Genomic DNA, 14,099 nt, shown 5'->3' with positions numbered 1-14,099 from the left:
GCCCTCCCGATCAGCCGGCGCCCAGGGCGTCGGCCAGCGCCTGCGGGTCGGTCGTCGGCGCGTCACAGACGAAGTGCCTGCACACGTACGCGGTCGGCGCGCCGTCCGTCATCGGCCGGTCCGCCAGCAACGGGAACTCCGCCCCGCCCGCCTCCCCCGCCGCGACGACCGCGCCGGGCGCCCGCCCCAGCAGGGCCGTACGGTGCAGCTCGCCGCCCACCGGTCCGGCCACCGCCACCTCGCGCGGCCCGTCGAGCAGCGCCTCGGCCACCGCGAGCCCCCAGCCGATGAAGCGCGGCGCACGCGGCCCGAGCGCCTTCACCACGCCCAGCGCCCCTTCGGCTCCGGCGCGGTGGGGCTCGGAGCCGGTGTGCGCGGCGTACGAGAGGAGCGCGCCGGCCGCCGCGGTCCAGCCCGCCGGGGTGGCGCTGTCGGTGGGGTCCTGGGGGCGGCGGATCAGCTGCTCGGCGTCGTCCGCCGTGTCGTACAGCTGGCCGCCCTCGCCCGTGAAGTGCTGGAGCACGATGTCGAGCAGGAACCCGGCGAACTCCAGCCAGGCGCCCTCCCCGGTGACGGCCGCCAGCGCGAGGAAGCCCTCGGCGACATCGCCGTAGTCCTCCAGCACCCCGGCGTGCTCCCCGGCGCGCCCGTCCTTCGAGGTACGGACCAGCCGGGCGACGGGGCCCATGTGCACCCGTACCAGGAGGTCGGCCGCCTCGGTGGCGCGCTCGACGAGGTCGGGCCGGTCGAAGTAGGCCCCCGTCTCGGCGAGCGCGGCGATCGCGAGGCCGTTCCAGGCGGCGACCACCTTGTCGTCGCGCCCGGGGCGCGGGCGCGCCCCCCGGGCGGCGAGCAGCCGCTCCCGTACGCCGGCGGCGCGCGGATCGTCGTGCTCCCCGGGCAGCTGAAGCACCGAGGAACCCTCCTCGAAGGTGCCCTCGCCGGTCACCCCGAAGTACTCCGCGGCGAACGCGGCGTCGTCCTCGCCCAGCACCTCACGCAGCTGCGCCGGCGTCCACACGTAGTACGCGCCCTCGACGTGCCTGCCGTCCGCGTCCTCGCTGTCGGCGTCCAGCGCGGAGGCGAACCCGCCCTCGGGCGTACGCAGTTCGCGGACCATGAAGTCGGCCGTCTCCAACGCCACCCGCCGGGCGAGCTCCGACCCGGTCGAGCGCCACAGATGGGCGTAGACGCGGCACAGCAGCGCGTTGTCGTAGAGCATCTTCTCGAAGTGCGGCACGACCCACTCACGGTCCACGGAGTACCGCGCGAACCCGCCGCCGAGCTGGTCGTAGATCCCGCCCCTGGCCATCGCCTCGCAGGTGTCGGCCGCCATCTGCAACGCCCCCTCCGCCCCGGTTCGGGCGTGGTGACGCAGCAGGAACTCCAGCGCCATCGACGGCGGGAACTTCGGCGCCCCGCCGAACCCGCCCCGCTTCTCGTCGTACTCCCGGGTCAGCCCCAGCAGCGCCTGCGCCGGCTCCGCCTCCCCGGGCGGCCCGTCGCTGCCGTGCGCGAGGCTGCGCTCGGACAGGTCCCGCACGATCCGCCCGGCCACCTCCCCGACCTCGTCCCGCCGGCCGGTCCAGGCCCCCGTCACCCCTTCGAGCACCTGCCGGAACGACGGCATGCCGTGCCGGGACTCGGGCGGGAAGTACGTCCCGAAGTAGAACGGCTCCGCGTCCGCGGTGAGAAACACGGTCATCGGCCACCCACCCTGCCCGGTGGCCGCCTGCACCGCCTCCATGTACACGGCGTCCACATCGGGCCGCTCCTCGCGGTCCACCTTCACGGACACGAAGTGCTCGTTCAGGTACGCGGCGGTGTCCTCGTCCTCGAACGACTCGTGCGCCATGACGTGGCACCAGTGGCAGGACGAGTAGCCGACCGACAACAGCACGGGCACATCGCGCCGCCGCGCCTCCTCGAACGCCTCGGGCGACCAGGGCCACCAGTCGACCGGATTGTCAGCATGCTGAAGCAGATACGGCGAGGTCACACCAGCCAACCGATTCATGCGAGCCAGCCTCTCACAGCGCCGGGCCGGGGCACGGGGACCGCACGGACGCGGGTGCCCCGTGACCGTAGGACAGTAGGCTGAGCCCAATGAGTTCCGGAACTGCTCAGGCTCCTCGGAGGAGGTACCCCATGACTGCTGAGATGGTGGCGCCCGAGTGGATGCACGCGCAGATCAGCGCGGAGCAGTACGACTCCTGGTCCGAGGAACAGTGCGCCGGCATCGAGATCGTGGACGGGATGGTCGTCGTGAGCCCGAGCGCATCCAAGCGGCACAACCGCTTGGCCCGCATCCTGGCCAACGCCCTGGACGCCGCCGCGGGCCCGGACTGGAACGCCGACACGGACTTCGACGTCCGCCTGCAGGACGTCCCCCTCACCAACCGCCGTCCGGACGTCACGGTCTACCGGGCTGAGACCATCGACCTCACGCCGACTCGCCCGGAGCATGTGCTCCTGGTCGTCGAGGTCGTGTCGCCCGGGTCGGAAACAACCGACCGGGTCGTGAAGGTGGACCAGTACGCCAAGGCCGGCATCCCCTTCTACTGGCGGGTCGAACAGGCCGCCACCGGGGTCCCGATCGTGTACACCTACGTCCTCGACCCAGCCAGCCGGGCCTACCGGGACGGCGAGGTGTTCACCGGCACCGTGAAGGCCGCCGCGCCATTCCCTGTCACGGTCGACCTTGGGACCCTGTAGGCAACGAGGAATCGCCCGCAGTCAGGCCCTCCTGCTGGGCACCGGCCTGACCGCCGGATCGGTGCTCGCAGGCACCGGCACCGCGGCCGCCGCCGGAACCCCCGCGGTGAGCACTTGGAACAGACCGCTCTCCGCCAACGGCTGACCCGTCGTCGGCCAGGCCACCCGCCAGCGCGTGGAGGGCACCGAGAAGGTGGAGACGTCCCTCCTGACGGGCGAGGTGTCGGCCGTGCTGCTGTACGTCGCCCGGCGCTTCGCCTACGAGATCGACATGCCGCACCTGGGCGACCTTCTCGGACACACCACCTACCGCGCCATGGGCGTCGCCTTCGAGAGCGACCACCTCTCGGGTACGACACTGGCCGTCCGACCGCTCTTCCACCCGCTCGGCGCACAGCCCGGCAACGGCCGCTGGAACGAACTGGCCAAGGATGTCGCCCCGCTCGAAGGCACCCGGACCGCCGCGGCTCCTCCAGCTGACGAATCGAGGCGGTGAGGTGCTCTTCACGTGTCCCGTCGCCGCGGTATCGGCGGGGCGGGCGGCGGACGGGCCGCAACCGCCGCGGTGGTCCCCGACGTCACCCGGGGGAACGGATGAGATCCCCGAGCCTTCTTAGGGTGAGCGTCATGGCGATGGATGGGGCCGGACGGCGTTTCGTCGACGGCCGGTTCGAGCTGCTGGAACGGCTCGGCGGCGGGGGCATGGGCCTCGTGTGGCGGGCGCGCGACACGGAGTTGCGGCGTGAGGTGGCGCTGAAAGAGGTACGGCCGCTCGATCCGAGGGTCGCGGAGAACGGCTCGTCGGAGGCGGCCGTGCTGCGGGAGCGGGTGTTGCGGGAGGCCCGTGCGCTCGCGCGGCTGCGGCATCCGCATGTGGTGACCATCTTCCACATCGTCACCGGGCCGGAGCCTCAGTTCCCCTGGCTGGTCATGGAGTTGGTACCGGGCGGCTCGCTCGCCGACCGGCTGGAGCGGGGGCTGCTGACGCCGCCCGAAGCGGCCCGGCTGGGGCGGGGGGTGCTGGCCGGGCTGGTCGCCGCGCACGCGGCGGGCATCCTGCACCGCGATGTGAAGCCGGCCAACGTGCTCATACGGGAGGACGGCAGCCCCGTCCTCACCGACTTCGGGATCGCCGCGCTGGGCGAGCTGTCCACGCTGACCACGACCGGCGCCCTCATCGGCTCGCCCGAGTACATCGCCCCCGAGCGGCTGCGGGGCCGGGAGGGCGACCCCGCGTCCGACCTGTGGTCGCTCGGCATGCTGCTGTACGTCGCGGTCGAGGGCGTCCATCCGTTGCGCCGCAACACCGTTCTGGCGACGCTCACCGCGGTCCTGGAGGAGTCCGTGCCGCCGCCCGTCCGCGCCGGGGCGCTCGCCCCGGTCCTGACCGCCCTGCTCGGCCGCGATCCCGCCGCCCGGCCGGACGCCGCGGAGCTGGACCGGCTCCTCGCGGCGGTGGAGGCGGGGACGGTGGGCGGGGCGGTCGCCGACGCGGGGCCGGGCCCCCTAGCCCCGCGCGGCGCACCCGGGCCCGCACCGGACGCGCCCGGCTACGCCGACCTGCCCACCCACTCGGCGGCCCTCCCGCGCCCCGGCACACCGCAGCCCTCCGACGCCGCGCCGGAGACCTCCGGCGACGGCGAGGGCAGGAGCGAGGGCGGGAGCGAGGACGACAGCGAGGCCACATCCGAGGACGCCCACGAGGAGACCGGTGACGACACCGGCGAGGGCGCGCGCCTGTCGTCGGTCGCCCCGCGCCGGGTCCTGAGCGGTGCCATGACCCTCGTACGGGTGGCCGTCGTACTGGCGCTGATCGGTGCCGGAGTGCGCTTCCTGCCCGGCCTCATCGAGAAGGCCGGGACCACGGCCGGTTCCGCCGCCGGCGCCACCGGGCCGAAACATCAGTCCGACGGCTACTTCCTCACCCCCAAGGGCATGCGCGAGGCGGTGGCGGCGCTGAAGGAGAAGATCGGCGGCACCGTCGTCGGAGGCATGTCGGCGCACGGATACCTGGTGTCGGTCAGCGTCCAGCGCAAGGACCGGCCCGACCTCCGGGCCGGTTACGACTACCGGGGCGACGGGGTGGAGGGCGGGGGCCCGGCCGGCGTCGTCAGCAGAGCCGACGCCCTCGACATGGCCGCGTTCGACTGGGACCTGCTGACCGACCTGTGGCCCAGGGCCCAGGCCGAGCTGGGCATCAAGGACGCCGAACGCAGCCACCTGATCCTGGAGTACTCCCCGGACCTCAAGGGCCCCGCCCTCTCGCTGTACGTCAGCGACGCGTACGGCACCGCGCACATGCGGGTGAACAGTGCGGGGAAGATCCTTGAGCGGTACCCGAGGGAGCCGCCGAAGGAGGGCCGGTGACGTGATCCCCTCGTGCGGCGGGGCACGGGCGCGGCTACGGATCCGCCAAGACCACCCGTAGCCGCGCCCGCGCCCCCTGCTTCACGCGCGCTTGCGGCGGCTGAGGACGACCAGCGCGCCGACCACGACCAGGGCGGCGCCCGCCCCGATCAGGGGGAGGGTGCCGGGGCCGGCGCCGGTGGCGGCGAGGTCCTGGGAGGCGTCGGAGGTGGGGGCCGGGGTGGAGCCGGCGGACTTGGTGTCGGGGGCCGAGGCGGGAAGGCCGTCACCGGCGTCGGTGTCGGAACCCGTGTGCTTCGGGTTCGCCGCGGGCTTCGTGGTCTCACCTGACGCCTCGTCCGAGGTCTTGCCGGTCAGGCTCTCGCCGTTGAGGGCCACCTCCACCGTGGCCTTGCCGTTGCCCGAGGACAGGACCGCGACGGACACCTTGCTCGCCTTGTCGGTGAGGGTGGTGACGGCGTCCGCGTCGGCCGGGGCGGAGTTGCCGGCCGTCTCGTTCTCCTCGGTGAGGTCGATCAGCGAGGAGGAGCCGTAGGCCCCCTTGGGCACCCGGTAGGCGTGGACGCCCTCGATGCGGCCGTCCACGGTCCCCGCGGCGTGGCGGTATTCGACGACGAGGCGGTCCTCGCCCATCGGGATGTCCAGGGCGCGCGTCCCGGTGCCCTCGCCGTGCAGCGAGCGCAGGGTGTACGTGCCCGAGGCGGTGACCTTGACGGCCTCGGTGCCGGAGAGCCAGCCGGCGCGGATCAGTTCGGGGGCCGAGAAGCCGGCCTCCGGGCCGCCCCCGCCCATGATCGACTTGGCGCTGGTGCCGTCGGTCTCGCAGTCGACGAGGTCACCGTCGGTGCACATGGCCCGGCCCTGGTGGCCGAAGCCCTGGTTGTGGCCGAGTTCGTGGCCCACGACGCCGAGGCCGCTCGCGGTGCCGTACAGGTTGATCCAGGTGTACGGGCCGGGGACCGAGCCGAGGCCGGCCCAGGCGCAGCCGGTCTTCTGCGCCGGGAAGATCACCGACAGGCTCTCGTAGTCCTCGCCGCGCACCAGGCCCTGCGCGGCCAGCGCCTCCTGGGTGAGGGTGTTGATCTTGTTGTAGTCGCAACCCGCCGCGCTCATCGACAGCTTGACCGGGCCAACGGCCTGCTCCCCGGCGGCCGGCACATAGGCGAACTTCCCGCGCGACATCTCCTTGAAGAACGAGGCGGCCGAGTCCTTCCCCGTACCGAAGTACGTGGCGGGCGTACTGGCCTTCACCTCGTCCGGGTGCTGGAAGGCGCTGTCGCTGAACTCGACCAGGACAGGGAGGATCTTCCTCTCCACCGTCGCATCGTCCGCGTGGGCCGTGGCGGGGACGACGCCGCCGGCGAGCGCGGCGGCGCCGCAGACCAGAGCGATGCGGCCAAGGGCGGAATTCTTCATGGGGTCCTTTTCCTTCGGATGTGCTTCCGAAGGAAGGGAGGGCGCCGGCCCGGCACCGTCCCGCGACTTTGCCTGTTCTTTACGTTGGCGGGTCGGGGGTACGGAGGAAAGGCGCGCTCAGTCCCCAGCGAGCAGCACCGGGTCGAAGCGGAACCTCATCGAGTCGGAGGCGTAGTAGTACCGCGTCGTCCCCAGCGCCGTGCCGTGCGCCTCACCCTTGTCCGCCTTCGGCCATTCCACCAGGCCCAGATAGCGCGCACCCTCGGCATCGCGCAGGGCGATCTGGCCCTTGGGCTCGTCGGTCCACAGGTTCCACAGCTGGGTGCTCCGGGTGGCGTCGCAGGCCAGCTGCGTCACCTCCGCGTGGTCCTCCGTGCTCCCGGAACGCGTCAGACACAGCCCCGTCGCCTCATTGCGTACCTGCGCCCGCGCCCGGTCGCCCGCGAACGGCTCCAGCAGCACCCACCGCTGGTACGCCCCGCCGTCGCACACCGCCTCCACCGGACGCGCGCCCGCCTGCCGCGTACCGCCGGGGATCTCCATGCAGGCACCGGTCGACACGAACCGCAGACTGCTGGGCCCGCCGAACGCGTCCGCGACCGGCAGCTGCACGGAAGCGGAAGGGGAAGGCGGAGACGTGCTCGCAGCCGTCGCGGACGGCAGAGCGGACGAGGAAGACGAGGAAGGGGAGACGGAAGCAGAAGCGGACGGTGTCTGCGGGGTTACGGAGACGGCCGGCGCGTCGCGCACCACCACCGGCGGCCGCTCCCCCTCCGCCTCCCCACCACCCGGCCACAGCAGCCATCCCCCGAACAGCACGGCCGACGACGCCACCGCCAGCACGCCGGCCTTCACCCCCGCGGCACCCGCACCACCGGCCCCACCCCCCGTGCCACCCGCACCCGCCGCCGCGGAGGCCCCGCGCGAGGCCAGATACGCGGGCGCTCCGAACAGCAGCACCGCGGCGGGAAGCACCGACCGCAGCCGCTGGTTGAGGTCGACCAGCTCGCGCGCCGCCGCCCGGCAACGGACGCAGCTCTCCAGGTGCCGGTCCAGCTCGACGTCCCGGCGCGGGCGCGAGCGCCGGACGGCGGCGGCGAGCCGGGCCCCGTACCGGCGGCACTCCTCGTCGGCCGCGCCCTGCCCGGCGTGCGCCGCCAGAAACGCCTCCCGCAGCCCTTCCCTGGCGCGGGCGGTCAGCGAGGCCACGCCGCTGGGGGTGAGGCCCAGCAGGGTCGCCACCCTTGCCGTCGGTTCCTCCTCCACGACGGAGTGCCAGAGCACCGCGCGCCAGCGTTCGGGCAGCGAGCGGAAGGCGTGTGCGACGACACCCCCGGTCTCCGCCCGCACCACCCGGTCCTCGCCGGTCTCCTCGGCGCTCACCCGGTCCGGCCCGCCCCGGCGCGCCACCGCGTCGAACCAGGCACCGAACCCGGGGGTGAGGTCGACCCGGCGGGTGCCTTCGGCCCACTCGGCGGCCGTGTTCCGCACGACGGTCAGCAGGTAGGGGCGCCACGCGTCCACGGGGCCCCTGCCGCCCCGGACCGCCTGGACGGTACGGGCGAACGCCTCCGAGGCGAGGTCCTCCGCGGTGTGCGGGTCGCGGCAGCAGGCACGGGCGTACCGCTGGACGGCGGGGGCGTGACGCCGGTAGAGCTCGGCGGTCGACGCGGTGTCACCGTCGGCGCGGACCGCGGCCGTCAGCTCGGCGTCGGAACACGCGGCCGGTCCCTGCGCCGGTCCGCCGTCGCCACGGTCCGTCATGTCTCCTGCGCTCCGATTCCTCCGAACGGGTGTCGGCGCAGTCTCGCAGACTCTCTGTCGCCCTCCGGCCGCAGGCAGGAGACTGGCTCATGGGGCGGCCGGGGACCGGGCCGCTCCGCGGACGAGAACCGAGGGGGACATATGCGGATGCGGGACAGCCACCGGGCGGACGCCGAACGGCTGTTGGTACGGGCCGTCGAGGAGGAGGTGCGGCGCACCGGGGGGCGGACCGATTCCGCCGTCCTGATGACCCGTGCGCGGGCCGCCCTCGACACCATGGCGGCCGGCGCGGCCGAGGAGTACGCGGCCTATCTCCAGGCGCTCGACGCGGCGGAGGGACTGCGGGCCGGGAACCGTTTCAACCGGGAGACCCTGTCGGCGCCGTTACTGGTCACGGGGGTCGCCGCGGCCGCCGCGTTCGGGGCCGATGTGGCGCTCGGTACGGCGTCCGGGCTCGCGCTCGGCGCCGGGGCGGTCGTCGCGGTCGCCGGCACCACCGCCACCATCGCGAAGGCCACCGCCTCGCACTGGCCGGCCGCATACCGCCGGGCCGGGGCCGCGGGCCGGCCGGGCGGGCCGGAGCAGTTGCGCCTCCAGTGGCTGGCGGCGCTGGAGGTACGGGGCGTACGCCCGTTCCTCGACCAGCAGCGCATGCTCACCGCCGCCACCCGCACCCCTGCGAAGAAGGCCGCGGCCAAGGCGCGTACGCCACTGCGCGGCGGGGACCGCAGCGCGGCCGCCCGGAAGCGCTCGCTCCTGGAGCAGTCGTTCGGTCATCTGCCCCAGGTGGGCGACGGGTTCGCGGGGCGGCGGGCGGAACTGGCCCGGATCGGCCAGTGGGTGCACGCGGCCCGCGCGTCGACGGAGACGAAGCCGACCGTCGTCGTGCTGCACGGCCCGCCGGGCGCCGGGCGCACCACGCTCGCGGTGCGGGCGGCGCACGATCTGAGGGACCAGTTCCGGGGCGCGTGCGTGGTCGACCTGCGCGGCGGCGCGGACGGCGAGGCCCCGCTGCCGACCCGGGACGCGCTGCTGCATCTGCTGAACCGGCTGGGCGCACCCCGCGAGCAGCTGCTGTTCCGCGACAGCTCGTCCGCCGAGCAGCAGGTGCGCCGGCTCGGCGAGCTCTACCACCAGCATCTGACCGGCACCGCCGTGACGATCGTCCTGGACGACGCGAGCGACGCGGCGCAGGTGGCCACGCTGATCCCGGAGCGCTCGGACAGCCTGGTCCTCGTGACCGCCCGCGAGCCGCTCGACCTGCCCGATTCGCTGCCCGCGTGGGTGCACCGGCTGGAGGTCGGGGCGCTCGATCCGGCGGGCGCGGAGGAGTTGCTGCGCTCGGTGTCGCAGGAGCCGGAGCCGGGGCCGTACGACTATCCGTCGAGCGAGGCCATCACCGACCTGTGCGGCGGGCTGCCGCTGGCGCTGCGGGTCGCGGGCTCCTCGCTCGGAGCGCGTACCGCGGGCGCGCTGGCGGCCGACCTCTCCGCCTACGGCCCGGTGCCGCCCGTCGAGCGCGCCCTGTGGCTGCGCTACACCGACCAGTCCGAGCAGGCCAGACGGCTGCTGCGGCGGCTCGCCCTGGCCGGCCGGGCGAGCCTGGGCGCGGCGGCGGCAGCCGCCCTGCTCTCCGCCGACGAGCAGGAGGCCGGCCGGCTGCTGACGGCGCTGTCCGGGGCCGGGCTGCTGGACCACGTACGCGGCTCCCGCTACCGGCTGCACGACCTGGTGCGTGGCTTCGCCCTGGCCCGGCTGCTGGACGAGGAGGAGCCGGCCGAGCGCGCGGCCGCGCAGGAACGGCTCATCGCGAACTACGCGGAGCTGGCCGGTGCGGTGATCCGGATGGTGGACGGCAAGATGTCCACCCGGGCCGGGCAGTTCGGCTCGCACGGCTTCAGTTCGCTGGACGCGGCGCTGCGCTGGCTGGACGACGAGTCGAGCTTCATCACCTCCGCGCTGCGGCACGCCGAGGGCGTCGACCAGGGCGCCGTGCTCGCGCTGCTCGGCGCGCTGTGCGACTACTGCCTGCTGCGCGGCGACCTGTACCGGCTGGGCGAGATAAGCGAGCTGACGCAGGCGGTCGACCAGGGGCTGCTGGAGCGGTCGGTGCAGTGGCGTACCGGCATCGCGGCCCGCCAGCTCGGCGAGCTGGACAAGGCCCGGACGACCCTGTCCTCCGTCGTCGGCCTCTACCGGGAGGCGCAGAACGACTCCGGTACGGCCCTGGCGCTGTGCTCGCTGGGTATCACCCTGCACCACCAGGGGAACCTGACCGAGGCGTCGGCCCGGCTCCGCGAGGCGATGCGGCTCCAGTCGGCGGCCGGGCAGGACGAGGACCGGGCCTGGTCGATGCACGCGCTGGCCGCCGTCGAACGCGACCGGGGCAACCTGGCCGAGGCGGTCACGCTCCTGGACACCGCGCTGGTCCTGCACCGCGAGGGCGAGTCGCTGCACGGCGAGGCGTGGACGCGGTTCCAGCTGGGCCAGGTCCGGCTGCGCCTGGGCGATGTGGAGCGGGCCGAGGCCGCGCTGCGCATCGCCCTCGATCTGTACGGGCGGACCCGGGACGAACGCGGCGAGGCGTGGGCGATGACCCAGCTGGCCCGCGCCCGGCTGCTGGCCGGGGACGCCGACCCGGCGGCCGAGCAGCTGAACGCGGCGCTGGCCCGTCACCGGGACAACGAGGACGCGCGCGGCGAGGCCTGGACGCTGTACTACCTGGGCCAGGCGCTGGAGGAGGCCGGTGACACCGTGCAGGCCGTACGGCAGCTGGAGCGGGCCCGCACGATGTTCTCGCGGATGCGGGACGTCTACGGTCTCGCGTGCGCCCGGCACCACTCGGGGCGCGTCACCCGCGACCAGCGGGCCGCGCAGACGGGCAACCTGCGCAATTCCGGTTTCGCCCGCCAGCTGCTGGTGGACGCCCGCGCCGACTTCCGGCGCATCGGAGTCGCCCACGGGGAGGCGTGGGCCTGCCTGGAGCTGGCGCTGATCGACGCGGGCAACCAGCGGGCGCCCCAGGCCCTGGAGCTGTGCGGCGAGGCGGTCGCGCTGTTCGAGTCGTACGGCGACGCGCGGGGCGCCGACTGGGGCCGCTTCCTGCGCTGCACGCTGCTGCCGTACGCCTCACCCGGCGGCATCGAGGTGGGCACGGTGGTGGCGCAGCAGGAGCTGGCCGACCTCGTCGCGGCCGGCCACCCGGCCCGTGACGGCAAGGTGGACGACTGCGCGGAGGCGTACCGCGTGATCCTGGACCGGGGCGTGGACCTGGAGACGGGCTGGCAGGCCTGGCACCTGGGCCTGACCCCGTCGCGCCGGGCCCGGGAAATCATGGGTGTGCCGGTCCCGGACACGGCCTGACGCCGGGCGAGCCCGGCCCGCCCGGCGACCGAGGGCATCGTTTCCGGCCCGTCCGGCGCCGGAGAACACCCCGCCGGACGGCACGAGGGGCGCGGCGGCACCACCCGGTACCGGACGGCACGAGGGGCGCGGCGGCACCACCCGGTGCCGCCCGCCCCTACTTCCGGTTCGCGGCCCCGGCCACCGGCTCGGCCGGTTCCGGCGGCTCCGGCGTCTCCTCGAAGTCCACCCGCCCCATGTGCCGGTTCATCGACTTCATCAGCAGCCACACGCCCACGGCGAGCGCCGCGAAGACGATGAAGCCGAGGACCCCGGGGGTCACCTTGTTCTTGTCGAGTTCCTCGGCGAGCGGGACGAGGTGCGTCAGTGCCTGAGTCGCGTACATATCAGGCATTGTCGCGGATGCCCGCGAAGAGGTCGCTCTCGGGGAGGGAGGTATCGACCAGAGACTTCGCCAGCTCGTACTCCTCCGTCGGCCAGACCTCCTGCTGGATCTCCATCGGGACGCGGAACCAGCCGCCCTCCGGGTCGATCTGCGTGGCGTGCGCGATCAGCGCCTTGTCGCGGATCTCGAAGAAGTCCGCGCACGGAACGTGCGTGGTCAGCGTGCGTTCGGCGCGCTCGAACTCCTTCCAGCGCTCCAGCCAGTCCGCGTACGGGGACTCCAGTCCGCGGGCCAGCAGCGCCTCGTGCAGGGCGACCGTGCGGGGACGGTTGAAGCCCTGGTTGTAGTAGAGCTTCCGCGGCGTCCAGGCCGGGCCGAACTCCGCCTCGGGGAACTTCTCGGTGTCGGCGGCGCCCTCGAAGGCGATCATCGAGATGGTGTGGGTCATGATGTGGTCGGGGTGCGGGTAGCCCCCGTTCTCGTCGTACGTGGTGATGACCTGCGGCCGGAACGCGCGGATCTTCGCGACGAGGCGGCCCGCGGCGACGGTCTCGTCCTCCAGCGCGAAGCAGCCGTCGGGCAGCGGCGGCAGCGGGTCGCCCTCGGGCAGCCCGGAGTCGACGAAGCCGAGCCACTCCTGCTTGACGCCCAGGATCGCCCGCGCCTCGTCCATCTCCTTCCTGCGCACCTCGTGGATGTTCTCCTCGATGTACGCGTCGCCCTGGAGTTTCGGGTTGAGGATGGAGCCGCGCTCGCCTCCCGTGCAGGTCACGACCAGCACGTCCACCCCCTCGGACACATACTTGGCCATGGTGGCCGCGCCCTTGCTCGACTCGTCGTCGGGGTGAGCGTGTACGGCCATCAGTCGAAGCTGCTCAGTCAAGACTCGATCCTCAGTGATTGGTCGCGAAGTGCAACTTCTATAGTGACCGAACCGGGGGGTGGAAAATTCCTCGATCCCCGGTACGGGAGGAACGATCATGACGGCGGTGCGCGAGGCGCTTCCCGAGAACCGCTACGGCCGCTCCGCGAACCAGCGCGCGGATCGCAAGCTCAAGGTCGTCGGCGGGGTGCTCGGCGCCGTGCTGCTGGGTGTGGTCGGCTGGATCGGGTACGACTACGTGGCAGGTCAGGGCCTCAGTGCCGAGATGATCAAGTTCAAGGTGGTCTCGGACGGCAAGGCCGAGGTGCATCTGGAGGTGCGCAAGGACCGGGACGCCCAGGGGTACTGCACGGTGCGCGCGCAGCGCGAGGACGGTACGGAGGTCGCCCGCAAGGACTTCCGTTTCGACGGCGACAGCAGCCGGATCGACCGCGTCCTGACCCTGCGCACGACGTCCCGGGCGACCGCCGTCGAGCTGCTCGGCTGCACGGACGACGGCGGGGCACCGCGTTGACCGCAGCACGCCCGTCGTAACCTCACTTAACAGGACCTGACCTGCGCTTTCCTCGGTCGGGTCTTTTACCTTCTCCCCCTTTTCCCGGTGAATTGTTAGGCTCGTGGTTTCGCCCACCCGTAGGAGCGCATGCTTCCCGGGTAGGGCGTTGCTTTGTATTCCCAGTACCGACGAGGAGCACCCTGTGACCCAGACCAGCGAAAACGTCACCTGGCTCACGCAGGAGGCGTACAACCAGCTCAAGGCCGAGCTGGAGCACCTGTCTGGTCCCGCGCGCACGGAGATCGCCGTCAAGATCGCGGCGGCCCGTGAGGAGGGGGACCTGCGCGAGAACGGCGGGTACCACGCGGCCAAGGAGGAGCAGGGCAAGATGGAGCTCCGGGTGCGCCAGCTGACCCAGCTCCTCGAGCACGCGAAGGTCGGCGAGCCGCCGGCCGACGACGGCGTGGTCGAGCCCGGCATGGTCGTGACGATCGCCTTCGACGGCGATGACGACGACACGGTGACCTTCCTCCTGGCCTCCCGCGAGTACGCCAGCGGCGACATCGAGACGTACTCGCCGCAGTCGCCGCTCGGCACCGGCGTGAACGGCAAGAAGATGGGCGAGAGCGCCGAATACGAGCTGCCGAACGGCAAGACCGCCACGGTGAAGATCCTGTCGGCGAAGCCGTACACCGGCTGATCCACCGCCG

Annotated in this window: 11 protein-coding genes; 6 read left to right on the top strand and 5 right to left on the bottom strand. The window is 73.2% G+C overall.

Annotated features, from left to right (window positions below):
* Positions 1-10 precede the first annotated feature (10 nt).
* Positions 11-2,017, bottom strand: a complete 2,007-nt coding sequence (locus tag P8A18_RS22040; RefSeq protein ID WP_306056908.1) for a thioredoxin domain-containing protein — start codon at positions 2,015-2,017, stop codon at positions 11-13.
* Between the two features lie 131 nt (positions 2,018-2,148).
* Between P8A18_RS22040 and P8A18_RS22035 the strand changes: the two genes are divergently transcribed.
* From P8A18_RS22035 to P8A18_RS22025, 3 genes are all read left to right on the top strand, one after another.
* Complete coding sequence (locus P8A18_RS22035) at positions 2,149-2,715, top strand: Uma2 family endonuclease (RefSeq protein ID WP_306056906.1); 567 nt, start codon at positions 2,149-2,151, stop codon at positions 2,713-2,715.
* Positions 2,716-2,890: 175 nt separating this feature from the next.
* Entirely contained in the window at positions 2,891-3,211 is a 321-nt protein-coding gene (locus P8A18_RS22030; protein ID WP_306056905.1) for a hypothetical protein, read from the top strand.
* A gap of 131 nt (positions 3,212-3,342) precedes the next feature.
* A complete protein-coding gene (locus P8A18_RS22025; protein ID WP_306056903.1) occupies positions 3,343-5,082 on the top strand; it encodes a serine/threonine-protein kinase in 1,740 nt (579 codons plus the stop codon).
* A gap of 81 nt (positions 5,083-5,163) precedes the next feature.
* Here P8A18_RS22025 and P8A18_RS22020 read toward each other — a convergent pair whose 3' ends face one another.
* Positions 5,164-6,498, bottom strand: coding sequence for a metallopeptidase domain-containing protein (locus P8A18_RS22020; RefSeq protein ID WP_306056902.1), 1,335 nt, complete (start codon positions 6,496-6,498; stop codon positions 5,164-5,166).
* A gap of 117 nt (positions 6,499-6,615) precedes the next feature.
* The gene (locus tag P8A18_RS22015) at positions 6,616-8,262 is read right to left on the bottom strand and encodes a sigma-70 family RNA polymerase sigma factor (protein WP_306056900.1); all 1,647 of its coding nucleotides are present in this window, start codon (positions 8,260-8,262) and stop codon (positions 6,616-6,618) included.
* Positions 8,263-8,409: 147 nt separating this feature from the next.
* On the opposite strand from P8A18_RS22015, the gene P8A18_RS22010 reads away from it, so the two are divergent.
* Positions 8,410-11,625, top strand: coding sequence for a tetratricopeptide repeat protein (locus P8A18_RS22010; RefSeq protein WP_306056899.1), 3,216 nt, complete (start codon positions 8,410-8,412; stop codon positions 11,623-11,625).
* Between the two features lie 157 nt (positions 11,626-11,782).
* On the opposite strand, the gene P8A18_RS22005 is transcribed toward P8A18_RS22010, so the two are convergent.
* Together P8A18_RS22005 and mca are read right to left on the bottom strand one after the other, a co-directional pair.
* Entirely contained in the window at positions 11,783-12,010 is a 228-nt protein-coding gene (locus tag P8A18_RS22005) for a hypothetical protein (RefSeq protein ID WP_306056897.1), read from the bottom strand.
* A 1-nt stretch (position 12,011) separates the two neighbouring features.
* Positions 12,012-12,893, bottom strand: a complete 882-nt coding sequence (mca, locus tag P8A18_RS22000; protein WP_306056896.1) for a mycothiol conjugate amidase Mca — start codon at positions 12,891-12,893, stop codon at positions 12,012-12,014.
* A gap of 97 nt (positions 12,894-12,990) precedes the next feature.
* Here mca and P8A18_RS21995 point away from each other — a divergent pair, with 97 nt between their 5' ends.
* Entirely contained in the window at positions 12,991-13,407 is a 417-nt protein-coding gene (locus P8A18_RS21995; protein ID WP_306056894.1) for a DUF4307 domain-containing protein, read from the top strand.
* Between the two features lie 184 nt (positions 13,408-13,591).
* Positions 13,592-14,089 carry a transcription elongation factor GreA gene (gene greA / locus P8A18_RS21990; RefSeq protein ID WP_306056893.1) on the top strand — a complete coding sequence of 166 codons (498 nt, stop codon included), beginning with the start codon at positions 13,592-13,594 and terminating at the stop codon, positions 14,087-14,089.
* Positions 14,090-14,099: the final 10 nt, after the last annotated feature.

Source organism: Streptomyces sp. Mut1, from assembly GCF_030719295.1.
GTDB lineage: Bacteria > Actinomycetota > Actinomycetes > Streptomycetales > Streptomycetaceae > Streptomyces > Streptomyces castrisilvae.
The sequence above is the reverse complement of the archived record's forward strand: the minus strand, read 5'-3'. Positions and strand labels throughout refer to the sequence as shown.

Bases quoted from the DNA above. Each gene is read 5' to 3' on its own strand.
- P8A18_RS22035 (WP_306056906.1), top strand. From the start codon at position 2,149: ATGACTGCTGAGATGGTGGCGCCCGAGTGGATGCACGCGCAGATCAGC.
- P8A18_RS22020 (WP_306056902.1), bottom strand. From the start codon at position 6,498: ATGAAGAATTCCGCCCTTGGCCGCATCGCTCTGGTCTGCGGCGCCGCC.
- P8A18_RS21995 (WP_306056894.1), top strand. From the start codon at position 12,991: ATGACGGCGGTGCGCGAGGCGCTTCCCGAGAACCGCTACGGCCGCTCC.
- P8A18_RS22025 (WP_306056903.1), top strand. From the start codon at position 3,343: ATGGCGATGGATGGGGCCGGACGGCGTTTCGTCGACGGCCGGTTCGAG.
- P8A18_RS22005 (WP_306056897.1), bottom strand. From the start codon at position 12,010: ATGTACGCGACTCAGGCACTGACGCACCTCGTCCCGCTCGCCGAGGAA.
- P8A18_RS22015 (WP_306056900.1), bottom strand. From the start codon at position 8,262: ATGACGGACCGTGGCGACGGCGGACCGGCGCAGGGACCGGCCGCGTGT.
- P8A18_RS22040 (WP_306056908.1), bottom strand. From the start codon at position 2,017: ATGAATCGGTTGGCTGGTGTGACCTCGCCGTATCTGCTTCAGCATGCT.
- P8A18_RS22010 (WP_306056899.1), top strand. From the start codon at position 8,410: ATGCGGGACAGCCACCGGGCGGACGCCGAACGGCTGTTGGTACGGGCC.